This is a genomic window from Sphingomonas sp. BRN-1R, assembly GCF_057748035.1.
On the sequence record NZ_CM173236.1, the window covers coordinates 1320973 to 1345870 of the forward strand.

At 64.2% G+C, this 24898-nt stretch carries 20 protein-coding genes; 10 read left to right on the plus strand and 10 right to left on the minus strand.

Going from position 1 to position 24898, the window contains the following annotated elements; all coding sequences use genetic code 11:
- Nucleotides 1–117 precede the first annotated feature (117 nt).
- The 5 genes from AC3ANX_RS05985 to AC3ANX_RS06005 all read left to right on the plus strand — a co-directional run bounded on the left by AC3ANX_RS05985 (nucleotide 118) and on the right by AC3ANX_RS06005 (nucleotide 5381).
- Nucleotides 118–1113 carry a KpsF/GutQ family sugar-phosphate isomerase gene (locus tag AC3ANX_RS05985; RefSeq protein ID WP_488336101.1) on the plus strand — a complete coding sequence of 332 codons (996 nt, stop codon included), beginning with the start codon at nucleotides 118–120 and terminating at the stop codon, nucleotides 1111–1113.
- On the plus strand, nucleotides 1106–1936 hold the full coding sequence (locus tag AC3ANX_RS05990) for a 3-deoxy-manno-octulosonate cytidylyltransferase (protein WP_488336102.1): 831 nt from the start codon (nucleotides 1106–1108) through the stop codon (nucleotides 1934–1936). The genes AC3ANX_RS05985 and AC3ANX_RS05990 overlap by 8 nt, the downstream gene beginning before the upstream one ends.
- A complete protein-coding gene (locus AC3ANX_RS05995) occupies nucleotides 1927–2523 on the plus strand; it encodes a histidine phosphatase family protein (RefSeq protein ID WP_488336103.1) in 597 nt (198 codons plus the stop codon). Before AC3ANX_RS05990 ends, AC3ANX_RS05995 begins: the two co-directional genes overlap by 10 nt.
- A gap of 75 nt (nucleotides 2524–2598) precedes the next feature.
- Nucleotides 2599–4191 carry a capsular polysaccharide export protein, LipB/KpsS family gene (locus AC3ANX_RS06000; RefSeq protein WP_488336104.1) on the plus strand — a complete coding sequence of 531 codons (1593 nt, stop codon included), beginning with the start codon at nucleotides 2599–2601 and terminating at the stop codon, nucleotides 4189–4191.
- Nucleotides 4188–5381, plus strand: coding sequence for a glycosyltransferase family 4 protein (locus AC3ANX_RS06005; protein ID WP_488336105.1), 1194 nt, complete (start codon nucleotides 4188–4190; stop codon nucleotides 5379–5381). The genes AC3ANX_RS06000 and AC3ANX_RS06005 overlap by 4 nt, the downstream gene beginning before the upstream one ends.
- Before the next feature lie 3 nt (nucleotides 5382–5384).
- Here the strand turns inward: AC3ANX_RS06005 and AC3ANX_RS06010 are convergent, their stop codons facing one another.
- Nucleotides 5385–5996, minus strand: coding sequence for a sterol desaturase family protein (locus AC3ANX_RS06010; protein WP_488336106.1), 612 nt, complete (start codon nucleotides 5994–5996; stop codon nucleotides 5385–5387).
- A 174-nt stretch (nucleotides 5997–6170) separates the two neighbouring features.
- On the opposite strand from AC3ANX_RS06010, the gene AC3ANX_RS06015 reads away from it, so the two are divergent.
- On the plus strand, nucleotides 6171–6932 hold the full coding sequence (locus AC3ANX_RS06015) for an SDR family NAD(P)-dependent oxidoreductase (RefSeq protein ID WP_488336107.1): 762 nt from the start codon (nucleotides 6171–6173) through the stop codon (nucleotides 6930–6932).
- A gap of 3 nt (nucleotides 6933–6935) precedes the next feature.
- On the opposite strand, the gene AC3ANX_RS06020 is transcribed toward AC3ANX_RS06015, so the two are convergent.
- Nucleotides 6936–8366 (minus strand): LTA synthase family protein, encoded by a 1431-nt coding sequence (locus AC3ANX_RS06020; protein WP_488336108.1) that lies wholly within the window; start codon nucleotides 8364–8366, stop codon nucleotides 6936–6938.
- A gap of 204 nt (nucleotides 8367–8570) precedes the next feature.
- Here AC3ANX_RS06020 and AC3ANX_RS06025 point away from each other — a divergent pair, with 204 nt between their 5' ends.
- Complete coding sequence (locus AC3ANX_RS06025; protein ID WP_488336109.1) at nucleotides 8571–9920, plus strand: capsule polysaccharide biogenesis protein; 1350 nt, start codon at nucleotides 8571–8573, stop codon at nucleotides 9918–9920.
- A gap of 26 nt (nucleotides 9921–9946) precedes the next feature.
- On the opposite strand, the gene AC3ANX_RS06030 is transcribed toward AC3ANX_RS06025, so the two are convergent.
- The 3 genes from AC3ANX_RS06030 to AC3ANX_RS06040 all read right to left on the minus strand — a co-directional run bounded on the left by AC3ANX_RS06030 (nucleotide 9947) and on the right by AC3ANX_RS06040 (nucleotide 13714).
- Nucleotides 9947–10702: a DUF5672 family protein gene (locus AC3ANX_RS06030; RefSeq protein ID WP_488336110.1), complete on the minus strand. Its 756-nt coding sequence runs from the start codon at nucleotides 10700–10702 to the stop codon at nucleotides 9947–9949.
- Entirely contained in the window at nucleotides 10699–12201 is a 1503-nt protein-coding gene (locus AC3ANX_RS06035) for a glycosyltransferase family 2 protein (protein ID WP_488336111.1), read from the minus strand. Before AC3ANX_RS06035 ends, AC3ANX_RS06030 begins: the two co-directional genes overlap by 4 nt.
- Before the next feature lie 355 nt (nucleotides 12202–12556).
- Nucleotides 12557–13714, minus strand: a complete 1158-nt coding sequence (locus tag AC3ANX_RS06040) for a polysaccharide biosynthesis/export family protein (protein WP_488336112.1) — start codon at nucleotides 13712–13714, stop codon at nucleotides 12557–12559.
- 184 nt (nucleotides 13715–13898) lie between these two features.
- On the opposite strand from AC3ANX_RS06040, the gene AC3ANX_RS06045 reads away from it, so the two are divergent.
- Both AC3ANX_RS06045 and AC3ANX_RS06050 read left to right on the plus strand, forming a co-directional pair.
- Nucleotides 13899–15713, plus strand: a complete 1815-nt coding sequence (locus tag AC3ANX_RS06045; protein WP_488336113.1) for a glycosyltransferase family 2 protein — start codon at nucleotides 13899–13901, stop codon at nucleotides 15711–15713.
- Between the two features lie 16 nt (nucleotides 15714–15729).
- A complete protein-coding gene (locus tag AC3ANX_RS06050; RefSeq protein ID WP_488336114.1) occupies nucleotides 15730–16839 on the plus strand; it encodes a phytanoyl-CoA dioxygenase family protein in 1110 nt (369 codons plus the stop codon).
- A gap of 19 nt (nucleotides 16840–16858) precedes the next feature.
- Here the strand turns inward: AC3ANX_RS06050 and AC3ANX_RS06055 are convergent, their stop codons facing one another.
- The 4 genes from AC3ANX_RS06055 to AC3ANX_RS06070 all read right to left on the minus strand — a co-directional run bounded on the left by AC3ANX_RS06055 (nucleotide 16859) and on the right by AC3ANX_RS06070 (nucleotide 19777).
- Complete coding sequence (locus tag AC3ANX_RS06055; RefSeq protein WP_488336115.1) at nucleotides 16859–17506, minus strand: ABC transporter ATP-binding protein; 648 nt, start codon at nucleotides 17504–17506, stop codon at nucleotides 16859–16861.
- Nucleotides 17503–18282 carry an ABC transporter permease gene (locus AC3ANX_RS06060; RefSeq protein ID WP_488336116.1) on the minus strand — a complete coding sequence of 260 codons (780 nt, stop codon included), beginning with the start codon at nucleotides 18280–18282 and terminating at the stop codon, nucleotides 17503–17505. Before AC3ANX_RS06060 ends, AC3ANX_RS06055 begins: the two co-directional genes overlap by 4 nt.
- Nucleotides 18283–18285: 3 nt before the next feature.
- On the minus strand, nucleotides 18286–19398 hold the full coding sequence (locus tag AC3ANX_RS06065; protein ID WP_488336117.1) for a KpsE/RkpR family capsule polysaccharide export protein: 1113 nt from the start codon (nucleotides 19396–19398) through the stop codon (nucleotides 18286–18288).
- Nucleotides 19399–19630: 232 nt separating this feature from the next.
- Nucleotides 19631–19777, minus strand: a complete 147-nt coding sequence (locus AC3ANX_RS06070; RefSeq protein WP_488336118.1) for a hypothetical protein — start codon at nucleotides 19775–19777, stop codon at nucleotides 19631–19633.
- Between the two features lie 95 nt (nucleotides 19778–19872).
- Between AC3ANX_RS06070 and AC3ANX_RS06075 the strand changes: the two genes are divergently transcribed.
- The gene (locus AC3ANX_RS06075; RefSeq protein ID WP_488336119.1) at nucleotides 19873–20328 is read left to right on the plus strand and encodes a hypothetical protein; all 456 of its coding nucleotides are present in this window, start codon (nucleotides 19873–19875) and stop codon (nucleotides 20326–20328) included.
- A gap of 232 nt (nucleotides 20329–20560) precedes the next feature.
- Here AC3ANX_RS06075 and AC3ANX_RS06080 read toward each other — a convergent pair whose 3' ends face one another.
- Nucleotides 20561–24499, minus strand: coding sequence for a rhamnan synthesis F family protein (locus AC3ANX_RS06080; RefSeq protein WP_488336120.1), 3939 nt, complete (start codon nucleotides 24497–24499; stop codon nucleotides 20561–20563).
- Nucleotides 24500–24898 lie beyond the last annotated feature (399 nt).

Here is a 24898-nt window from a genome sequence, read left to right on the forward strand (position 1 = left end):
GTCGCTTTAGGACTGCGACGACGCGTGTGATTCCCTGCGCCGCGAAAGCGCTGGAAGTCAATGCAATGCCGTTTTAGAGTATGAGTCGTGCCGGCGGGCATGTGTGGTGAGGTGAGTATGCAGGCGACGGCACCCGACGAGTTCGAAGAATCCGGCCTGCTATCCGCGCTGCGCACCACACGGATCGAGATGGACGCGCTGCGCGCGCTGTCCGATGCGCTGCGCATGCCGCCGCTGCGCGAGAGCTTCGTCGCCGCCGTCGGTGTCATCACCGCGCATGCCGGCCGGCTGATCGTCACCGGCATGGGCAAGAGCGGCCTCGTCGCGCGCAAGATCGCCGCGACCATGACCTCGACCGGCACGCCGGCGATGTTCCTCCACCCCGGCGATGCCAGCCACGGCGATCTCGGCATGATCGGCCATAACGACACCGTGCTGGCGCTGAGCTGGTCGGGCGAGACGACCGAGCTGGGCGACATCATCGCGTACTGCCGGCGCTTCGGGGTCAAGCTGATCGTCGCCACCGCGCATCCGCACAGCACCGCGGGTCGCGCGGCGGACATCTGCCTCGCGCTGCCGCAGGTGCGCGAGGCTTGCCCGAACGAACTCGCGCCGACTTCCTCCACCACCGTGCAGGTGGTGATGGGCGACGCGCTCGCGGTCGCGTTGATCGAGCGGCGCGGCTTCACCCGGTCGGACTTCCTCACCTTCCACCCGGGCGGGCGACTCGGCGCGCAGCTCGCGACCGTCGCGCAACTGATGGCGCGTGACGAGGATGTGCCGGTGGTCCGGCTTGGCGCGACGCTGGTCGACGCGACGATCGAGATGAGTCGCAAGCGCTACGGCTGCACCGCCGTGGTCGATGAGGACGACCGGCTGGTCGGTGCGTTCACCGACGGCGATCTGCGGCGAAGCTTCGCGAGCCGCCACCTCGGCGAGGATATCCGCCACCATATGACCGCGACCCCGATCGCGATCGCGCCCGAGACGCTCAGTTCCGACGCTTTGCGCATCCTCAACGAGCGCGCGGTGTCGGTGCTGTTCGTGTGCGAGAACGAGCGGCTGGTCGGTGCGATCCACCTCCACGACATCCTGCGGGCGGGCGTTGCCTGAGGGCGTTGCCCCCGACCTGATCGTGATCCCCGCGCGCTACGGCTCGACCCGGCTGCCGGGTAAGCCGTTGATTACGATCGCGGGGGCGAGCCTGTTGTCGCGCGTCGTCGCGATCGCGCGCGAGGGCGCTGCCCGGGTCGGCAATGCCGATGTGGTGGTCGCGACCGATGACGCGCGTATCGCCGACCATGCCCGCGACCTCGGCTGCGAGGCGGTGATGACCGACGCTGCGATCAGTTCGGGTTCCGGGCGGGCCTGGGCGGTTGCGCGCGACCGGCCGACGCCGCCGCCGATCGTCGTCAACCTGCAAGGCGACGCGCCGTTCGCCGCGCCGTCGATGATCGCGGCGCTGATCGATGCCTTGCGCGGATCGGCGTGCGCGGTGGCGACGCCGGTGGTGCGGCTCGACTGGCCGGCGCTCGATGCGTTGCGCGCGCACAAGCAAGCCTCGCCGTTCAGCGGCACGACCTGCGTGCGCCGCGCCGACGACCGCGCCATGTGGTTCTCCAAGAATGTCATCCCCGCGATCCGCGGCGAAGCGAGGCTGCGCGAGACCGACGCGCTGTCGCCGGTGCTGCGCCACATCGGGCTGTACGCATATCGGTTCGAGGCGTTGCGTCGTTTCGAGGAGACCGCGCCGACGCCCTATGAGGTGCTGGAAGGGCTCGAACAGCTCCGCTTCCTCGAATCGGGCGAGGAGATCCTGACGGTGACGGTCGCGCCGCCGCGCCACGCCATGTCGGGGATCGACACGCCCGAGGATGTCGCGATGGCTGAAGCGCTGATCGCCGCGCATGGTGAGCCGCAGCTCGCATGGACCTGATCGTCACGATCGTCCGCCACGGCAACACGTTCAAGCCCGGCGAAGCGCCGCGCCGGATCGGCGCGCGCACCGATCTGCCGCTCGTCGCCAGCGGGCTTGCGCAGGCGGAGGCGCTGGGTGCGGTGCTCGGCGGCTTCGACCGCGTGCTGGCCGCGCCGCTGCTGCGCACGCGCGCGACTGCCGAGGCGATCCTCGCCGCCCAGCCGGATGCGCCGACGATCGAGGCGGCGGACTGGCTGACCGAGATCGACCATGGTCCCGACGAAAACCGCACCGAGCCCGAGGTGATCGCCCGGATCGGTGCGGATGCGCTCGCGGCCTGGGATGCCGAGGCATGCGCGCCCGAAGGCTGGATCGTCGATGCCGAGCGCCGCCTGAACGGCTGGCGCGCGCTGTGGACGGGCGGGGCGGGGCGGGTGCTGATCGTCACCAGCAACGGCGCGGCGCGCTTCGCGCTGCGCTCCGATGCGAGCTTGCAGGCGCAGGCGGCGGCGCTGCCGTCGCTCAAGCTGCGCACCGGTGCTTACGGGGTGATCGCGCGGGGCGCGGACGGCCTGCGCCTGATCGAGTGGGACCGGCGGCCGTGATGCTGCGCTTGCATCGCGGCGGCGCTTGCTCGAAAGCGCTGGCGATGATCCGCGTCCGTCTTGCCTAGCCTCCACGTGGACGCACCGCTGCTTCGCGCGCCGCCCTTTCCGGGGATCGATGCTGCTGTCACCCGCCCGGGGAGGGGGGCGGCGGCGGAGCTTGCGCCCGACGCGATCGAGCGGCTGTTTGCCGCGATTCGCACGGCGCGGATCGGCGGTGCGTTCTGGGCGGCCCCCGCCACCCGTACCGACGCGACCCTGATCGTGCGCGCGCGCGCCGATGCGGCGGGCCTTGTCGATGATGAACGCCATGCCGCACTGGTGGTGCCGCAGTCGGGCGCGATCGACCCGTGGTCCTTGATGCGTGAAGGCGTAACCTTGGTCGCGCACGGCGACGACGCGTGGCTCGCGCTCGCCGTCATCGCGGGCTGCACGGTGCGCATCCTGTCGGCGGGGCGGTTCGGCGCGCCGGGGGAGGACACGGCCACGCTGCGCCGGCGCGTCGCTGCCGATCTTACGTCGATGCGTTGCCGCGATCCCTACACCGGCGCGGACGCGAGCCTCGACGCGACGGTCGCGCTGCTCGCCGACTGGCGGGGGATCTTTGAAGACAATCGCGGCATCGTCGCCGGCTGCGGCTTTAGCTGGTGGAAACGCCGCGAGATCGCTCGCTTCCTGTGGACGCCTGCGCAACCGCTGCGCTTCTTTCGCTCGGAGCGGCATGCCTTGGCACATGCCCGCAAACGCGGCGGCGCGGTGGCGGTATGGCCTTCGCGTGTCTCGGCGGCGATGATCGCACAGGCCGCCGCTGAGGGCGTGCCGCTGGTGCGGGTCGAGGACGGGTTCGTGCGCTCGGTCGGGTTGGGCAGCAACCTCGTGCCGCCCTCCTCGGTGACGGTCGACCGGCGCGGCATCCACTACGATCCGGCACGGCCGAGCGACCTTGAGGCGTTGCTGGCCGACGGTGACTTCCCACCCGATCTGCTCGAACGCGCCGCGCGGCTGCGCGAGACGATCGTGCGCGCGGGCATCAGCAAATATGCCAGCGGCGGCGCGCACGTCTTCCCCGAACGCGCGGGCGACCGCCCGCTCGTGCTGGTGGCGGGGCAGGTCGAGGACGATATGTCGGTGCGGCTGGGCGGGGCGGGGCTGGCCAGCAATCTCGAACTGCTCGCCCGCGCGCGCGCGCTCGAGCCCGATGCGGAGATCTGGTTCCGCCCGCATCCCGATGTCGATGCCGGCCACCGCGTCGGCGCGGTGCGCGATGCCGATGCGCTGCTCCATGCCGACCGAATCGTGCGCGGCGGCGGCATGGCGGCGCTGCTCGACCGGGTCGATGCGGTGCATGTCCTCACCTCGCTCACCGGTTTCGAGGCATTGCTGCGCGGGCGGGACGTGACCTGTCACGGCATACCCTTCTACGCCGGCTGGGGGCTGACCCGCGATCTCGCGCCCGTGCCCGAACGGCGCGGGCGGCGGCTGGCGCTCGATGCGCTCGTCGCGGGCGTGCTGATCGCCTATCCGCGCTACCTCGATCCGGTGACGGGGCTGCCGTGCGCGCCCGAAATGCTGATCCGGCGCATGGAAGGCGGCGCGGCGCATAACCGGCTCGGCTGGGTGACGCGGGTGAAGCAGGTTCAGGGCCGATTGATGAAGCGGCGGACGTGAGCGAAGCGGTGATCCTCGACATTTCGCGGCTGGTGTCGCGCGCGCGGCATCACACGCCCTCGGGCGTCGATCGCGTCGAGATGGCCTATGCGCGCGGGCTGCATGCGCGGTACGGCGCGGATCTGCGGTTTGCGCTGGTCCATCCGTTCGGGCGCTACGGCCGGCTGCCGGCGGACAAGGCGCTCCGCTTCCTCGATCTGCTCGAAGCGCGCTGGGCGGAGGAGGATGGCGACGATCGGCCACGTTCGATCCCGCAGGTGCTGCCTGCGCTGCTCGGCCTGCTGCCTGAGGCGTCGCGCGCGATACCGGGCAGCGTCTATGTGCAAGCCTCGCCGCATCACCTCACCAAACCCGATCTGGTCGCGCGTATCCTGCGGCAGGAGCAGGCGCGATTCCTGTGCCTGATCCACGATCTGATCCCGATCGACTATCCCGAATATGCCCGTCCGGATGGCGCGGCGCTGCACCGCCGGCGGATCGAAACGGTGGCGCGACTGGCGGACGGGATCATCGCCAATTCCGCCGCGACCGCCGCGTCGATGCGGCCTTGGGTCGAGAAGACCGGCCGCTCGGTCGATATCCGCGTCGCTCTGCTCGGCACGCACGACATGCCACCCGGCGCACCGCAGACGCAGGTGCCGGCCGCTCCCTATTTCCTGTGCGTCGGCACGATCGAGCCGCGCAAGAACCATCTCCTCCTGCTCAACCTCTGGCGCGCAATGGCGGAGTCGATGCCGGCCGAGGCGGTGCCCAAGCTCGTCATCGTCGGCCGGCGCGGTTGGGAGAACGAGCAGGTGATCGACATGCTCGAGCGTTGCCCCGCGCTGGTCGGCCATGTCGAGGAGCGTAACGGCTGTTCGGACCGCGCCTTGCGCGATCTGCTGCGCGGTGCCCGCGCGCTGCTGCTGCCGTCGTTCGCTGAAGGCTTCGGCATGCCCGTCGCCGAGGCGCTGTCTGTGGGGACGCCGGTGATCTGTAGCGATCTGCCCGCGCTGCGCGAGGCGGGCGGCGACGCGCCCGATTTCCTCGACCCGCTCGACGGGCCGGGGTGGCGCGCCGCGATCCTCGATCACCAGCGCACCGGTCCGCTGTACGCCGCGCAGATGCAGCGCCTGTCCGCATGGACACCGCCGAGCTGGTCGGATCACATCGTGATCGTGTGCGACGCGATCCGCGCCGTCCAGCGCTGACGCTCAGCGGCGCTTGGCGGGAACCTCGGTCCGGAACACCCAGTCCCAGAAGATCGCGGTGATCGCGAAATTACCTTCCTCCCGCGCATAATGGTGGCGGATGTGGTGGCGCCGCAACTGCCGCAGCACCGGCGCGCGCATCGGGAACTGGTGGCAGGCGTAATGCACGCTGTCATACACGACATAGCCGATGCCGAAGCCGAGGAAGATCACCGTTCCCGCCGGTCCGAACACCGCATACAGCAGCGCCCACACCCCGCACGAGATCGTCACGCTGACGATCGGCGGCATGATGTTGCGCATCCGATCGTTGGGAACGACATGATGGTTGCCGTGGGTAAGGAAGATCAGCGCCTTGCCGAGCCGCGACTCGAGCTTCAGATGGAACAGGAAGCGGTGCATCGCATATTCGAACAGCGACCAGATTAGCAGCCCGGCGAACACCAGACCGAGCGAGGGCAGCAGCCCGGTCACGCCCCAGCTCGCCCGTAGCGTGATCGCGAGGAACACCGCCCAAGTCAGCGCGAACGCGACCGGTGAGATCAAGGTGAACCGTTCCAGCAGATCGTTGCGAAACAGTCTTACACGTTGCGGGCCGGCCCCGGACTTCATCATCGACAGTTTCGCTCTTCCCGGATCGACGCAAACGCAAGGTGACGGTATGGCCATCGCCCCCATGGTTCTGTCAAGCTGCAATGCAGCAGAATCCGGCGCAACCCCATAAGGCCGTGACGGAATGCACAAAAGCCACAGTTCAACGGCGCTTAGCCACAAACAGGTTGCGGCTTCATGACTCGCATCCTCATCACCGGCGCATCGGGCGGATTGGGGAGCGCGCTGGCGCGCCAATACGCCGCGCCGGGGCGGACGCTGCTGCTGTGGGGGCGGGATCGCGCCCGGCTCGACGCGGTCGCCGCCGCGTGCCGCGCGGCCGGCGCGGAAGCGAGCATCCGCATGCTCGACCTCTCCGATGTCACCGCAGCGATTGCCGCGATACTGGCGGATGATGCGGCCGAAGCGATCGACCTTGCCGTGTTCGCATCCGGGCTCGGCGATGTCCGCGCGCCCGGCGCGCTGGTGGAGGATGCCGTGCAAGTCGCGCGGCTCGGCACGGTCAACTTCGTCGCGCCGAGCGCGCTGGCGGCGGCGCTCGCGGCACGGATGGCGCAGCGGCGGACGGGGCGGATCGTGCTGGTCGGCTCGGCCGCCGCCTTCCACGCGCTTCCGTTCGCGAGCAGTTATGCGGGATCGAAGGCAGGGCTGGCGCGCTTCGCCGATGCGCTGAGGATCGGCGTCGAGCCCCATGGCGTCGCGGTGACGTTGGTCTCGCCCGGCTTCATCGACACGCCCGCGAGCCGTGCGACGCCCGGAGCGCGGCCGTTCGTGATGAGCGCGGACGTCGCGGCGGCGCGTATCGCGCGCGCGGCGGCGGGGGGGCGGGGGCATGTCGTGATGCCGTGGCAGTTCAACGTGCTGCGCTGGTTCGATCGCCTGCTGCCCGGCGCGCTCCGCGATCGGCTGCTGCGCTCGTTCGTCCCGCCCGGGCGCTGAGGCTTACGCCACGCAGGCGAGGATCGCGTCGTGCAGGTCGGCCGGCGCGAGGTCCACCCTTGCTCCGCTGCCGACCGGCACCCCGCCCGAATCGAACCGCAGCATCACATAGGGCGTATGCCGCGCGCCGCCGGGCATGCTGACGCCGGGGATGCTCGGCCGGTGGTCGCCGAAGAACACCAGCAGCGCTGGCCGCCCATCCGCGGCGAGGTGCGCGGCGAGGTCGCCCAGCATGGCGTCGCTGCTGCGCAGATGGCGCAGATACCCGTCGAGGCCACCGGGCAAGCCACGATCACGGTCGGTATCCCAGGGTCCGTGGTTCTCCATCGTCACCGCATAGAGCAACGTCGGCTCCGCCGCCGCGCGGGCAAGATCGCCCAGCGCCGCGCCGAGCGTGCGGTCGTCGATGTAACGGCCCCCATCAGGCGGAACCGGCGCGAACGCCTCCTCGCCGATCACCCGGTCGAAGCCGACCGCGGGCATCAGCCGGTCGCGCCCGTAGAAGCGCATGTCGTGCGGGTGGACGAAGGCGGAGCGATAGCCTGCCAGCCGCGCCGGCAGCGCATAGGACGCCTCGCCATGCGCGCTTAGGAACGGATCGTAGCGGCGAAAGCCGAGCGCCGCCTCGCTGCGGCCGAACAGCACGCCATATTCGGTCCGCATCGTGTACGCGCCGAAGCCACTGACCGCCAGTTCGCCCTGCTGCCACGCCGCCGCGCGCGCGGCGTCGAGGTTCGGCAGCACCAGTCCCGCATCGCCGGTCAACGCGGCCGGATCGGCGAACGATTCGCATTGCACGACAACGATGATTTCGGGCGGGGCTGGATTCGCGGGCACCGCCACGATCGGAGTGCGCGCGGGCGGATCGGCGGTCTCGCGCCAGCGCCGTTGGTACACCAGCAGCGTCGCGAGCAGCCCGTAGCGAACCACGTCCGCCTCCAGATCCGGCGCCTGCATCGCCCTGCGCACCCATCGGCTGCGCAGCGTCAGCCATAGCGCGCCGCCGGCGACGATCAGCAGCGCCGCGCCGGCGAGATGCGCGGGGAGGCGCGGAGAGACCTGCGACACCAGGATCGCCGTCGCGGCAACCGCCCCGATGCCGAGCAACCAGCGCTGCCGGACCGAGATCGCGGTGAAATAGAAGCGCGGATGCCGCACGATCGCCACAAGCATCGCAAGATCGGAGAACACCCCCGGTTCGCCGAGGGTCGCGTATTTGGCGTTGGAGGCGGCGGTGAAGATCGCCATCAGCGCGCTCGCGAGCACCGCCGCCATCACCGCATTCCCGGCAGCGGAGAGGAACAGCGCGAACACGCACGTCATCACCAGCAGGTGGAGCGCCACGCCCAGCCCTTGCCGGACCAGCGCCTTGCGCGGCTGAACGGCCGCGTCGAGCAACAGCGACACGATCAGCGTCGCCAGTAGGGAAATCACGATCTTCGCCACAATGGGATGCGTTGCTTGCCTCGATTACGCCACGCCGCGCGTCCACAGGAGAGAAGCGACGCGGCGGCTATAGCGGGCGCGGGCGGGACTGTCACCGCTCGCGCTTGAAAGACCCGGCGCGATCTATATTGCAGCCCCGATATGGCGAGCCGGGTGTAGTCGGACTCGTCGACGATGAATGAGGAATGCCGCATGTCGAAGCTGTTGGCCGGGGGGCCGGTGGTGATGCCGCAAGTCGCGGCTCCCGGTGCCGCGCAGCCGCTGGCGAACCGCAACGTCCTGCTGTTGCAAGGGCTGATGGGGCCGCTGTTCCGCCGGGTCGGCATGGCGCTCAGGCGCGACGGCTACGGTGTTCACAAGGTGAACTTCAACGGCGGCGACCGGCTGTTCTGGCGGCTACCCAACGGCATCGACTATCGCGGCAGCGCGGAGGATTGGCCCGCTGCGCTGACGAGGCTGATCGCCGAGCGCGAGATCACCGATGTCGTGCTGTTCGGCGATTGTCGCCCGCTGCACATCGCCGCGACCGCCGTGTGCCGCGAGTTGCACATCCCGGTCCACGTCTTCGAGGAAGGCTATATCCGGCCCGACTGGGTGACGCTCGAACTGGGCGGGGTGAACGGCCATTCGACCTTGCCGCGCGATCCGGAATGGTATCGCAGCGAGGCGGCGGCGCTGCCGCCCGCGCCCGAACATCATCCGGTCCCCTCCTCCTTCCGCCGTCGCGCGCTGGAGGGGCTCGCCTACAATGTCGCGGACGTGCTGACGCGCTGGCATTACCCGTTCTGGGAGACGCATCGCCCCTGGCACCCGCTGGTCGAGGGGATGGGCTGGGTGCGCCGGCTCGCCCGTCGCAAGGCCGCCGCAGCGCGCTCGCAGGCGGTGCTCGCTGCGCTCGCGAGCGCGCGGCCGCGTTACATGCTGTTCCCGCTCCAGCTCGATTCGGACGCGCAGATCCGGCTGCACTCCTCCTTCGCCGGCATCGCCGATGCGCTGCGCATGGTGATCGCCTCGTTCGCGAGCCATGCCCCCGCCGACATGCGGCTGGTGGTGAAGGAGCATCCGCTCGACAACGGCGTGCGCGACTGGCGGATGGAAACCGCCGCGCTCGCCCGGCTCCACGCCATCGGCGAGCGCGTCGATTATCTCGAAACGGGCGATATCGTGCCGGTTGCGCGCGACTCGGACGGGGTGGTGACGATCAACAGCACCAGCGGCACGCTCGCGCTCGCGCTCGACGTACCGGTGATCGCGCTGGGGCAGGCGGTGTACGACATCCCCGACGTGACCTTCCAAGGCCGGCTCGACGATTTCTGGCGCAACCCCGGCCGGCCAGACGCCGAGACGTTCGCCGCCTTCCGCCGCGTGTTGATCGACCGCTGCCTCGTGGCAGGCGGTTTCTTCTCCGACGAGGCGCTCGACAAAGTGACGCAGGGCGTCGTCGCGCGGCTGGAGGCGGCGAGTCCGCTGGCGATTCCAGCGATGCCGCCTGAGAAAGAAAAGCTAGGACACGGCAGGCAGGCTGCGCATCCAAGCTTCTAGCAGGACAGGCGCGAAGCTTGCGGTTGCTAGCGCCGCGCCGCAGGGTGGCGTAGCCGTTTCCAGAGCATCATGGCGAGTTTCAAATCGCCGTTTCGTATGGCCGACCAATACATTTCCCGATGTTCCCTTCGGCTGAGCAAGCCCGGCTCGAGACCTCGCAAAAGTGTAACGAGTTCGGCGGAAGGAACTCGACCAACCATGTTGAACGCGCCGTGAAAACCAAATTCGTGGCCGCTCTGCGCATGGCGTTCATAGGCAAAGCGTCGCGCCACGTCTTCGGGTGCAAACCGAATCGCAAATCGATCTTCTAAAATCCGCCGATGAGTGCGGCATATGGCGACGTCCTCCGCCTCCTCCGGCGTGGGAAGGGTCCGACACGCTTCCACAAGGCGTCGAGACCGCAACGAAAAGCCGCCATTGCCGACCCGCATATGGTCGGCGAAATGCGGCCACGGCGCACCGATATAATCATAATCGAGAAAGCTTGGCTCCCACCTTGAAGGATCCAGAACATATCCGTCCCATTGCACGCAAAGCACGTGACTGGTGGTGAAATGCGCGGCGAGATCATGCAGCATGAATGTCGAATACGCTGCCCGCGAACCGAGGTGCGGAATGGGATGCCATTCCGCAGGTGTTCCGGGCGGCGGCGGCCGCTGCCCGAGAAAGCGCACGTCGCCGAAGCAGATGCCGCGTTGCGAGCGCGCCAGCGCGCGGGCAGTTGCCACGATGGCGACATCCGTGACGGCGAGCAGCGTCACGTCCGGAAGGTTGATCGTCAAAACGTCAGCAGACATCGTTCTGACAGGCGCCGGAACAGCGGGCTGCTGTAGGGGTCAACAGCGCCAATCGTCCGCCACCGGGACCGCAATGTAGCGAGTTCGCGTTCGAACCGTGCGAGATCGGCGCCCTTGCGCTTCGTTCCCCGCGAGCGCGACTCATGGTGGATCAGGATCGCATCAGCGCAGTAGATCGTACGCCAGCCGCGAGAGGACAGGCGGCAACAAAGGTCCACATCGTTGAAGTCGATCGCGAAACTTTGCGCGTCCATTCCGCCCACCGCCTCGAATTTGGCGCGAGAAACGAGCAGGCAGGCCGCAGTAACGGCGGAGACCGTACGCGTTTCCGCGTGCCAGGGCGCAAAATTGCCGGCCACCGGCATCACGCCTTTGTCGACATGGCCGGCCGCGTCGCCGATGCCGAGCGCTACGCCTGCATGCTGGATTGCGCCGTCGGCATACAGCAACCGTGCGCCCACTGCGCCGACTTCGTCCCGTTGCGCGAATTCTGCCATCCGCATCAGCCAATCGGACTTCATAATCTCGATGTCATTGTTGAGCAGGCAGACCAGATCACCGCGCGCCGACGCCACACCCGCGTTGACGAGTGCCGCGAAATTGAACGGCCCGGGATGGCGGATGATGTGGGCACGTCCTGATGCCTCGATGCGATCGAAAAGTGCTGCGGTGCGCGGCTCCCGACTATCGTTGTCGATGATCAGGATCTCGAGGCCGCCCACCCAGTCCGTCTTCGCCAGCCCTTCGAGACACACTTCCAGAAGGTCGGCGCGATCGCGCGTCGGCACGATGACGCTGATCGTGGTCTTCACTGCCGTAGTGGAAGGTCGCGGGCGGGCCGTGCGACGATGGAAGCGATGGGTGAGGATCAGCGGAATGTGGAGCGCACCGCCCTCACTCGCCAAGCTGTGACCCAGCGATGCCCAATCGTTAATGACATCCCCGGGCACGAGATCGGCGCGCAACAGACAACTGCCGACCAAACCATCATGATTGCCGAAAAGCACCGGATCCCAGCTCGGCTTGACCCAAGGTTCGGCGCGCCCGTGATGGCTTTGCCAATCCTCGTCCCAATAGACAAGGGGGGCGGCGCAATCGTTCAGTCGCTCGGACAGGACCGTTGCCAATGCAAGCGACAGACGGTCACCTTCGCGTATCGGCAGCAACCATTTGGGGCGGTTGGCCAACGGCACGGCCGTGGTGCCATCGAAGACAGGAACGTTCGGCCCGAGAGCCGCCGCGATCGTGGCGCGCATCGAAGTCGTGTCACCATCGAGCAGCACGACTCCAACTTCATGCGCCTGATCGCGTCCGGCGGTAAGAAGTGCCGGCTCGGCAGCCTTGATCCATGCCTCGTACCATGCAGGATGTTGAGCGGCGGCCAAAGCGAGATGATTCCAAGCGCGAACCTTCCGTCCGCGCAATAGCGTTGCCAAGCTGCGGAAGGTTTCCGCAGGGTTGGCGGCAAGGGCGAGACGCAGCACGGTACGCCAGGCGCGCGGTACGGTTCCGGTGGGTGAGGCGGGCACAGCTCTAGACGCTAACGACCGACGAGTGCGGTGCGCGACTGGTTCGCCGGGCGCGGATGAAAGCTGCGCGATGCTTGCCTCCAGGCGCCCGGAACTGATTGCCGCCGGCCCGCGCGCTGCATGCCGGGCGAAGATGCGCTTGGCAGGAACGGAACACCGCACTTTGCCCCGAGCCGAACGAAGCGAGCCGCTGAGCCGTCATCCACATGGGCTAATCGGAGGTCCTTTGCCGGACGGTTCGACGAGAACAGACTGGTCGCACGATCGGTAGCGAAACCGATAGTGCGACCGACACCAGCAATCACTTCCTTTACCGCAGCGCTTGGGCGGCGCTTGTCGCGGTGACGATTGGCGAGAACAACTGGCTGATGATCTGGACAAGCTTGCTCGGCTGGTTCGCGCGAGCATTGCCGATATACAGCACGTCCTTGTCCTGCATGACGAACCGTTGCGACAGAAGGTAGGCGCCTGCTTTCATCATGTCGATGTGATAGACAACCGGCTGAGCGATGCCCTTGTCGTCGACAACATACCGGAACACGAAGATAGCCTGGGGATCTCCGAAGTTCGGATTGGAACCGCCCGCCTGCGCAATTGCCTCGGTCAGCGAAACGTTTGCCGCGCCGAATGGGAGGAGATCGACTCTGCCTGGCGCTCCCATGACCGAGAAGGAGCGCGGCGAGCGTACCAACGACAGACGATCGCCGGGGTATACCAGCAGAGTATCCCGATCGCCGTTCATCGCATCGCTCAGGCGGAACTCGTCGGTAACGCCCTGCCGTTGCAGACGCACCGAAAGATCCTTCATCTCGCCGCGATAGCCGCCGGCAAGCGCGATCGCATCCGAAACGGTTTCGCGATTGGTAGGCAGCACCAGCCGACCCGGCTTGCCGACCTCGCCGGCTACGATCACGCTATTGGTAATGACCTGAGCGATGCCGACAATAACCTGCGGGTTCTGCGAATAGCCTCGCAAGGCGGCGCGTATCTGGCCTTCCACTTCACTGGTGGTACGCCCGGCAACATGCAGTCGGCCAGCATAGGGCACGAAGATGTTGCCGGCATCATCGACGCGATTGCCGGCGAGTTTCTCTGCCTTTGCCGAAGAGTCGAACGATGGCGTTTCCGCAGACAATCTGCTCGCGCCGCCGAACAGCGTGACGCCCGACTCGTAGATCGCGATGTCAAGAACATCCCCCGGTCCGATCATATCCGTCGGGGGCGGGGCCAAGTTCGTCAGAACGGAGGCGGCATGTGCATGCGGCACAGGCAAGGAATTGATGTCGGTCAGCTCGACCAAGTGGATGGACTCTTCCCCACCCGCTTGCGTGATCGACTTCTGGATCTGCTTTCCGGTCGGCCCGCTTGATGGCAAGGTCGCACAGGCAGAGAGGCTGATCGCGCCGACGACTGCCGGCAAAATGCTCCTGAACTTGCAAGCAACTTCGAAACTCGAGAAAACGTTCATGTGGTCGCGGTCATCCAGTAAGCGAGCCTTCGCAGGCGAAGCCCCTACACTCACCGCTGCACCGAAGCAACAACGCGCAAGGCCGGGAGGGCGGTGTGAATCGCACCGCACCGGCTTTGCACGCCGATGCCAATTGGCTATGGGGCGCTGATGTTAAATGTGGCTGCTCGGGCTTCGACCAGCCTTGGCAGCCAACCATGAATCGCCAAGCCGCATGCATAATCATCGATATCGACGTAGCGTGTTGCCAAGCTGGTTGCTCTTGTTTTTGGGTGTTGCGCGCCGCCGACCGGATCGCGCGGTCGCGGTCACCTACTGGTATCTCACGCGGCGTCGGGTGCGCGCGGGCAACCGCTTGCGCGAGGCCGCGTCGGCGCTCCCCGAAGTCTACAAGATCTGGGTCGGCGCTGTCGAGCAGCGCGAGGTGCGCAAGCTACGGCAGAACACGCCGGACAAACCGGGCCAAGCAACGTTCAGCGTAGTGGTTCATGCTCCAGGCTGGAGAGCTCATTTCTCGCTTGCCGAAACGCTTGCATCGATACGCGCGCAGCTTGGGCCGGGCGATGAACTCATTGTCCTGGGGGATGCGCCCGATGTCGCGTCGGCGCATCGGGCCGAGCGGTTTGTCTTAGACGCTGGCTCGGGTGCGGAGCCTCTCTGGCAATCGGCCCTCGGCGAGGCGGCGGGCGACTTCATTATAATCGTGCCTCCGGGTGCCGTGCTGCCGCATTGGGCGATCGCGCGTTATCGCGAAGCCGCTTGCGAGCGCCGGACCGACATCATCTTTTACGGCGACGAGGACACGATCGACCATCGCGGGCGGCGACAGCAGCCGTGGTTCAAGCCGCAGTGGAACGCCGAGATGATCCTCGCGCAGGACTATATATCGCATGCATGCTCGATCGCGACACCGCTCGCACGTGCGGCCGCTGTCGCGGCTGGAAATTTAGAGGATCGTCCTGGCTACGCCATGGTGCTGGCCGCCGCGAGCATGCCGGGGGCGGTGGTGCATCACATCCCGCACGTCCTCTGCCACATGCCGTCGGATGGCGAGACGAGCGATGTGGCCGCAAACCGGCGCGTGGTGGCGCGGCACGTCGCGCGAATGGGCGCGGCGGTAGAGGCGGGGCCGTTCGGAACCACGCGGGTGCACTGGCCTTTGCCTGATCCTGCTCCTCCAGTAACGATTATCATCCCGACCCGCGACAGAGTGGATTTGCTCGAAGCCTGTGTCGGTAGTCTGCTACGGGAAACGGACTATCCTAATTACGACATCATCATCGTCGACAACGGCAGCGTGGAGCCGCAGACGCATGCGTGGTTCCGGACGATGGAGGCAGAAGCTCGCGTCAACATCCTTGCTTATGACCACCCCTATAATTACTCGGCAATAAACAACTATGCAGCTGCCCAAGCGCATGGGGACTATCTGTGTCTGCTCAACAACGACACCGAGATCGCCGATGGGGGTTGGTTGACCGCGTTGATGCGCTACGCGGTGCGCCCTGACGTCGGGGCAGCGGGTGCCAAGCTGCTCTATGCGGACGGTAGCATTCAACATGCCGGTGTCGTCACTGGGCTTGGCAACGCAGCGGGACACGCTCATCGCGCCCTGCCGGATCATGAGCAAGGCTATTTCGCGGTGGCGCACGTTGCGCATTACGCCAGCGCTGTTACGGCGGCCTGTCTCGTCGTCGCGCGCGAAAAGTTTGCAGCCGTGGGCGGGCTGGACGAGGCAGACTTGCAAATCGCCTATAACGACGTCGATTTCTGCCTCAAGTTGATCCGCGCGGGGTGGCGAAACGTTTATGCGCCCCAGGCCGTGCTGGTTCATCACGAGAGTAAGTCGCGAGGGCTGGACATGTCGCAGCAACATATCGAACGGTATCGGCGGGAACTTGCGGTGCTCCAGCAGCGGTGGGGCACGAAGGATGTTGTTGATCCGATGCACCACCCTCGTCTGGATCGTGCCAGCGAGACGTATCGCATCTGGCTTTAAGAGGGGCTCATTTTCAATGTCGACGTCTTTGCATTTGCTCCCCGGGGTGCCGCTGGTTGAATCGCATCTTTTCTCGGCATCGGTCGAGGCCGCCGGCTTCACCGCACAGGAGGTGGAGATCGCGCGCAGTCTTCATGAACGCGGCTACGCAGTTATTGATTTCCCCGACCCGGAGATCCACGCGCGTATGGATCGGATCAGGGCGCGTCTGACCGCTAACTTCGGCGTCGATTTAAATGATGCAACGTCTCACAAAAGCCCAGGCGCCTTGCGCGTTCAGGATGCGTGGAAGAACGATCCCGATGTCAAGGAAATCGCCGCCAACCCAGGCGTGCTGGCGCTGCTCGGGAAGCTGTACGGACGTGAGGCATTCCCGTTCCAGACGTTGAACTTTCCGGTCGGAACGGAGCAACACCCACACACCGATGCGGTTCATTTCTCCAGCCAGCCCGAGCGTTTCATGTGTGGCGTGTGGCTGGCGTTCGAAGACATGCACCCGGATGCCGGCCCGCTGGTATATTATCCCGGCTCGCACAAGTGGCCGATCCTTTCCAATGCGATGATCGGTCGGCGCGGGTGGGGGAGCGAGGCTCCGTCCGCACAGACTCCCTTCGAGCCCGTCTGGCGCGCGATGATCGACGCTCTTGATGTGCAACCCGAACTGTTTTTCGCACGAAAGGGACAGGCGCTCATCTGGGCAGCGAACCTGTTGCACGGGGGAAGTCGGCAGAACGATCCGACCCTGACGCGGTGGTCGCAGGTAACGCACTACTACTTCAAGGATTGTATCTATTACACGCCGGCGTTCTCAGACGAGCCGCTCGGCCGACTTGACCTCCGGTCGATCGTCAATGTTTCGAATGGGGAGGTCGAGCCGAATGTGTTGCTCGGCGAACCGGCGGTTCGTTCCGCAACGCGTAAATCGCGCGCCAAGAGCTTCAAGCGTCTGCGCGGCATGTTTCGGCGCGACGAAGCGCAAGCCGAAGCCGTGGCGCTCCCCGCGGATTTCGATAGTGGCGAATATCACCGGCTACATCCGGACGTCGCCGCCTCGGGCATGGACGCGGGCGAACATTATCGTGAATTCGGGCAACACGAGGGGCGGCCGTACCGGAAAGCGACCTGAAGAGCAGGCGCCGCCCGGATTACAAGGCGTTGTATAGCTCCAGTCCTTCGTTGACGTCTTCGTAAACCTCGCCTTTGCCGTCGCGGAGCAAAATGGTCCGGTTGCACACGTCTCGTATCAACTCGGTGCTGTGAGACGCTAGTACGAGTGCGCGATCGCTTCGCTTCTCGAACAGTTCGTAATGGCATTTTCGATGGAAATTTTGGTCGCCGACCAGAATGACTTCGTCAATCAGGTAGCAGTCAAACTCGATCGCCAACGAAAGTCCGAAGGCAAGCCGTGCCCGCATGCCCGAGGAGTAAGTCTTGACCGGCATTTTGAGTTGGCGACCAAGCTCGGTGAAATCCTCCAGGAAGTCACGGAGTTCCGCATAGTTTCGATCGTAAATCCGGGCGATGAAGCGCGCGTTGTCATACCCGGTGAGGCTGCCTTGGAAGCCTCCTGAAAAACCCAGCGGCCAGGATACTTGCATATTGCGGGTGATACGCCCTGAGGTCGGCAGTTCGACCTCGCCGATCAGCTTGATAAGCGTCGACTTGCCCGCGCCATTGCGGCCGAGCACCCCAATGCGCTCGCCCGGCTTGACGTCGAAAGTCAGGTCGGTGAGCACACGTTTCTTTCCGTGGCCCATCGGGTAGGATTTGCAAAGTTTCTCGCAATGAATCATTCGACTACCAAGCTACGCCGGATACGGCGGCAAAGTGCCAGCCCGATTGGCAACAATACAAGAGACACGCCGATCGGCACTGCCGGGTCGTAATATGGCGTGATTTGATCTCCAAAGACGCCATACCGCATCATCTCCATCGCATTGACCGGCGGTGACCAGTACAGCACGTCGCGCAGCTTCGGCGACAGCCATGCCATCATGTTGAACGTCCCCGAGAAAGGAATCATGATGTAGGTCGTCACCGGGATAAATTTCTCGAGAACCTCAGAGACTTCAGACAGCGGTGCGAGGATCAGACACAGCGAGAAGGTGAACAGGCAGTACAGCAGCCACCCGAGAATGAGGTAAAGAATGTTGGCGGGCACCGGGAACATGTTCAGCGCGATCAAAACGGTCGCAATGAACACATAGGCCATCATGCCGCCGATCATCTCAATGGCAAACCGGACGACGATGAAATCAAGCATCTTGATCTGTCTGTGATACAAGAGGCTGCCATTCACCGAAAACGCTTTCACCGATCGCGCTACCGCGTGGCGGAACAGCGTGAGAGGCAAGTATCCCGTTACCACGAAGGCGACCACGGCCACGCCATGTTCGTCCGCACGCAACACGCTCCACATGATGCCGACCAGCACTGCGAACAGCAGCGGTTCGACCATCATCCAGAGAAAGCCGATATTCTCTCTGCCAAAGCGCGTAATCAGCTCGCGGATCATCAGCGCCCTGATCACGCGCGTCTGGATGCGCCAACCGGTTTGCAGCGAGGCCATCGATCAGTTGTCCGGCGAGTGTTCTATGATGCCGACCACAAGCATCCAACCGATGAAATAGAGGCACAGCGCAACGCCGGCAACGGTGAGGATCTGCCACAAACGTTGCGGATAGCGCGACATATCCGGTGCATTCGGCTCAACAACACGCTCCAAATAGAATTGTTGGCTCTGCGCTTCGGTGCGCGCCTGTTCAAGTGCGGCGCTGGCGGCGGTCAAAGTCTGTGCGGCAAACTCCTGCTCCAGCAGCAACCCGTCGTACCCGCTCATCTTGGACGATAGAGCGGATGGATTGCCCACTGCGCGACCATTTTGCGCCGCGATCGCCTCGCCGATCGCCGCAATCCGCCCGCGGAGGGCGGGGATGGATGGGTTGCGCGGCGTGACGCGCAGCATCAGTTCGAGTTGCGCCCGCAATGCGGCCTGTTCCGAAATCAGCTTGTCTGAAATCGCGAGGACGCCGCTGGCCTGTTTCAACGGATCGATAAGCTGCTGGCTATTGCGATATTGAGCCAGGGCAAGCCGTGCGCGCCGTACGCGGTCCTGTGCATCCGCGACACGCCCCTCTGCTTCTGAGATCGCCTTATCCCGCGCTTTCGCATTAAGGCGGTTGACCAGCGCCTCACCCAGATCGAGCAAGGTCGAGTTGATCTTCTGTGCGTCCGCGGGCGTGAACGCCTTCACTGTCAAGATGGCCAAGCCACTTTCGGAATCGACCTTCGTGGTGATCTTGTTCTGATAATACATGAACAGATTTTCAAAGTGATCGCTTCGCCAGAACATCGGGTAACGCGACAGGGCGTCCGTTCCGGATAGCGCATACTTGTTCTGAAAAGCGACACGATGCTGCAAAGCCTGGAGCGCGCTTCGAGACTTCATGTAGTCGATAACTTCGTTGGTCTGTTCCTGACCGGACGACAGACCGCTAACCTGAACCAGGCTCGCCAATCCAGACAGTTGGTTAGGTCGATCTGAGCGCCCTTTGACCACGAAACGCGATTCCGAGATGTATTGATCTGACGCGATCAACCCGTAGTAAACGATCGCCAAAGCGACCGGAACCACCACGAACAGCGTAAACCAAGAACGCAGGCGCGGTAACTTGAAATGTGTCATTCAGAATGCCTGGCTCTGTAGTTATTTTGTTGATAATTACGCCGCATGCGCTGCGGCTGGATGATGGCGGGTGCAAAAATAGTCAATTCAAACGAAGTGTTGACCCCGTGCCTGAGCTGCCTCTGGCCGCTTGGGCGTGGAGGTCGCCGGCAATGGCTGAGGCGCCATAGCAGCGCCCGTCGCGGGGTTCAATCTATCCCCGAACGGTCGGGCTGCTTCTGCATAGTCGGGGTCACAGGCGTTCCAGGATCGCAACAAATTCGAGTTCGTCACGCCGCGTTGCGTGGACTTCCGCCAGCTTCAGCTTCGAAAGTCCGCAGTCCTCAAGCGCGCTCATGATCGTGGCGAACGTCGTCGGCGTGAAGTACCAGGCGTGCACGTCGATGTACCCTTCGCTGTTATCGTGAAGGTTAATTGCGTCGTGGATTCGGTCCGGTAGCGGTTTGCCATGCTGAACCTCGTGGTCACACCCCAATGACGGGCTGGATCGTTATGGGTGTTCAGCGCGTGATGCTGGATAACGCTGCGCAGAACATGTTTCGTTCGCCGCTCCCGATGGGCTTGAACGACCTCCGCGAACGTCGACTCGGGAATGAAATGGTCAAAGCAGTACCGCTTGTCCGGTACGAACATGAGATAGCGTCCGCCGCGCGACAGCACGTTGGCGACTCCGGCGAGATGGTGAATCAGGTCCGGCTGATGTTCGATGGCATGGCTGCTCACGACCGCGTCGAAGGTTCGCGTGACGGCGGAAAGGTCGCCGAGATAATGGATGCGATCGGGGCAACCACTGTCGTCGATGCCGAGCTTAGCGGCGCGCGCCCGCAACCCTTCCGCATCGAGCATGTCGAGATACTCAACATGCTCACCGCGCACGGTCGGATTGCGAACGGACCGATTTCCAGGATCGAGTTAAAACGACGGCTGTAATCGGTAAAGGTGGGACGCGATCCGCGTGGGTGACCCTGCCGCCCTTCACTGATGCCGAACTGCACAAAATAAGCGGCTGCCTCGGCGGAGTTCATGCCGCTTAAGTCGCTAAACGTGCCCGTGTAAAAGTTCGCGTCGAATGCCAATGCTGGAAAGCGTCGTTCCACTTGCATTCTCCCTGGCGATGCGAACTCTTACACTAGGTACGTTCATGGCTGAAGTTAGACGTCCATCATGCCAGATACCATGCGTCCCGTTCAGGCACTGGTACGAGATCCATCCGGTTTTTGCCCAGCTGGGGATGAGACGCCGGATCGTTGTCGAGCCACCGCGCCCACCGCGATAGGAACAACGACACTTCCGCACCCGGCGGTATGGTCTCGCCGCGCGATGCCTTCTCCGCATGGGTGAACTGTGCGTCCGGATTATAGACGATCCGATAACCGAGATTGCGTATGCGCAGGCACAGATCGACGTCGTTGAACTCCAGGCTGAACCGCTCGTCAAAGCCGTTTACCTGATCGAGGATCGAGCGGCGGGTAGCGAACACGGCCCCGGTGACGACCGACCATTCGCGCTGCGCGAGCGCCCAGTCCTGGTACGTCTTCGCATCTGCCGGCCAGTTCAGCCAAGCATGAACGATCGTGCGGAGCGAGGGGAACATGCCCGCGTGCTGGATCGACCCGTCCTCGTAATAGAGCCGCGCACCAACCCCCCCGACGCTGCCATCGCTTGCGAATCCGACCAGCGCCGCGAGCCAGTCGGGACCGGTAGGGACGGCATCGTCGTTCATGAGGATAATCTGTTCGTCCTCGGCCATGCGCCAAAGCGAATTCATCTTAGCTGCGTAGTTGAATGCCTCTCCCGAGGGGCGCGTTGTTTCGACCCGCTTGAGCTTGAACGGCCACGTGGCAATCGCCCATTCCGGTTGTCCTGCAACATCGTCGCCCACGATCACTGTAACGCGGTCCATCGGCCAGTTTGCGAGCGCAATGTTCTCCAGCAGTGTCTCGATATAGGCTTCGCGCGCGCCGGGACGGGTCGTCCGGCGGGTCGGTATGGCGATCGTGACCGCCGGCTGATCGCCGTTCGGGTAACGCCAGCGCTGGTTCAATAATCCCGGTGCGCCGCCACTGACGAGTTCGACATTACCGGAGAACGGCTGCGCAAGTAGCGCGCGGCGGCGTGCAGCTTCATCCGCGATCGGCCGTTGGCCTTCAAACCCGATCAGAGTGTGCGGGATGCGGCTGATCGTTCCACCTGCCTGGGCGATCCGTAGAACGAGATCGTACAGGGTCGCGGTGTCCATGGCGGTGTTGAGGCCGCCGACATCGTTGAGTGTCTTGCGACGGACTATCACGGGCGCACCGATATAATCCTGCGCGATCAATAACGTCCGATCGAAATCGGGCTTGAGGCGGACGCGATCGAGCAACTCGCCGTCGCCGGCAACGTCGTCTGCGTAGAACAGGACCGCATCGGGCCGCTGCGAGGAGGCGCTGAGAACGAAGTTGATCGCGCCGGGGCACACTTTTGCGCCGCGTGGCGCGAAGAACAGCCAGTCGTTGAGTTCGCCCGCTGGGATCGCCGCTTCGGCGCACGACAGATCGGCCGCGACAGGAACGGGTATGACGCCGTGAGCAGCGGCCAATTGCTCGAACCGTTGAGCGGCCCTGAGGTTGGTCGGGAACTGAGGCGGGGGAGGCGGGGTGACGGCCGACCGGGTTGCGGGCGTGATGGCGGCCGTATGCTCCGCCGGGTCGATCAGCGTGGCCATGCTGGCCCTGATCTCGTCGGCGATGGCTTCGTAGGACAGCAGCCGCGCGATGTTGGCCGTTGCTGCGGCCCCGACCGAGGTGTCGCCTGCGTCGATCGCGTCAGCCGCGCGAACGAGCGCTTCGGCGAACGCGGGCTCGTCAATCTTTGCCCATGAGTGCCCGGCGAGATAGTGGCCGTGATCTTCTTCCAGAGTCCAGTGATGCGCCAGAACCGGGTAGCCACAGCTCGCATCGAGAAAATCGCGCGTGCCCGCGAAATCGGTGGCGACGACCGGTTTCCCGACCGCCATCGCCTCGGCAACGGTCAGTCCGAACCCTTCTGAACAATGTGGCGACGCGTAGATGTCGGCGGCTGCGATCAGGCTCGCCACTTCATCAGCGTGCAGGGACACCTCGAGGATACGCGCGCCCGGTGTCGCCTCGACCAGGGCGGACAGAGCCCTGCCGGCTTCCGGGCGATCATGGAGGTGTTTGGTCTTGAGCACCAGCGCCCAGCCCCGCGCCGCGAGACCGGAGGCTGAAAACGCGCGAATGAGCGCTTCCGGATTTTTCCGCACGAGATAGCTCGCGCCGTCGAAGATGTAGAGAATGACGCGCTGAGCGGGATCGACGCCGAAGCGGCGCCACACGCTGTCCCGATCTGAGGAAATTCTTGCAGGTACGCGAACGGGATGCCGAACGACATCCACCGGAACGCGAGCTTCAGGGGCGATCACGTCGGCGCAATATTGGCTCGGCGCCCAGATCCGATCGACCGAATGCAGTTCTTGTTGCCAGGCGGGGGGAAGCCTGTCGGTTTCCCACACCCAGTATCCGATCCGCCGCTTTGCCGACCGGATAATTCCCAACTGCTCCTCCGTTAGGACATTCCAAGAGTCGGGATTAAGGTGAACAATGGCGACATCCGCGCGGCCAGCGAAATCGATTGTTTCCACCGCCGGGCAAATCAGGCGATGAATGTGGAAAGGTTTCATGACGGGGTAGGCGTTGAGCTGCACGTCGGTATGTCGCAAGGCGCAAAGCAGTTCGCGACTCGCCGAGCCAAGGCCATTGTCATAGTTCCACGGACCGAAGTAGGCCACGCGCAGCGGATGATCGTCGGCGACGGCGTCGATCCGAGTAGAATCGACTAGCAGCCCCCGGTCAGGACCGGGCGGGACAGACGAAATCTCTGCTGCGCGAAGCGACGCGCGCACGAGGCCAACGTCGAAGCCTGCCTTCTCCAGAACTTCTGGCCATTGTTCCTGTACTTCGCGGAGAACTTCCGGCCAGTCAGCAACGATAGCAAACTCCTTACGCAACATAAGCAGCTTGATGAACGGAAAACCTTGTTCAATCAGGTCGCGCCAGCTGAAGAATGTAGGATTTGCGGAAAATACGCCCGTGTAGAGTGCTGCAACGCTGAGCCCTGCTGCCTTCATGTGACCTGCAAACGGTACCTCGTAGGTGCGGATAACCTCATCCTTGTCGTCTATCCGACGAATGTCTCGAACGAAGTGCTGGAAGCCCCAGGAACTGAGCGCCTTTGGCTTGAAAGCAAGGAAGTAGCTTTGAATATGCCAGCCATATTCGTGACTAGCAGTAAGGCCGACGATGTCAGCCGGGTGATTGCGAGTTCGCGCTATCATGGCTGCAAACACCTTGGTGTCAGCAGTTGGAATGACACTGTCATTCGTCATGACCAGCAAGCTCGCACCGTACAATGCGGGCACGAGCCTGAAAGCGTGCGCCCAAGCACCAAAATCATAACCGCCATTATCGCGTACGATGATGCCGGCGGCAGTCTCCAGCTCCTCGTCGCGCAGTTCCAGCGGCTGATCGACAACTGCGACCAGCAACACGGTGAAACCGCAGCTGTTCAGCAACTGCATGTACGGTAAAACATGCGGCTTAAGACGACCGGCGGGTGCATGGGTGACCAGAACTGCCACGTCCATGTTAGGTCTCAGGGTAATTTCTTTGACGATGACGTGTCGCACGTCGTTGCCGTTTGGAACGTGCTGCGTTTGCGAGGGAGGCAGTTTGTGCGGATTTGGAATCCGGCCCTCTGCGCGACCTTTTTGTAGATAGTGTATCAGCGGGTTGGCGCCTGCCGCCACAACGTCCGGGTAGGTTCGTCTGTAGAAGTTGGTGTCAAACTGCGGGCCCGGGTCACGCGACTCGAGATGGCCATGCAGGCGATAGTGATCGAATGCATCAAAGCCTTCCGCGGCAACGTCGTGATTTCGAAAATGATACCAATTGGCGTCGAACAGCCCGAGTTCGCGGTTTTCACTTGTGATAACGAGGCTCCGAAGTTCCTCATAGTCTCGCTTCTTCTTCGCTCTTGCTTGCCGCTTTTTGGGATTGAGTGGGCCTACGAAGTTTTTGATCTTACGTCTGATATTGGCCATTGTATCTTTCGCCTGCGGCTCGCAAGTGGGTGGCAGCTTCCTGGAAGGACGCGGGTGGGGGCTTCGCCGCTCGCACGGCGAAGATGCCGATTCACTAACGCGGCGAGCGGCGCTCTGCCATAGTGGATCTTCTCCGCGCCGGAGTGGCGTTCGCACCTGGCGTCGCTGCCTGCCCGCCCGTTCGTGTGGTCGCGCGTGCCTGACCCTGGGTCTTGCCCCTTATCAGGACGCTGAATTGTGCAGCCCGGAACCTACGATCGGCCCGTGACCGCAAGCTGCTTGAGGTCCACGCAGGAGCCTCGGCAAGCCTCATCCGACATGGGGTATGAATGCGCCGAGGCGCATCCTTCTTGCGGACTTGACTTCCGATTTGCTGTTCAAGAAGGGGCGGCTTTTTGC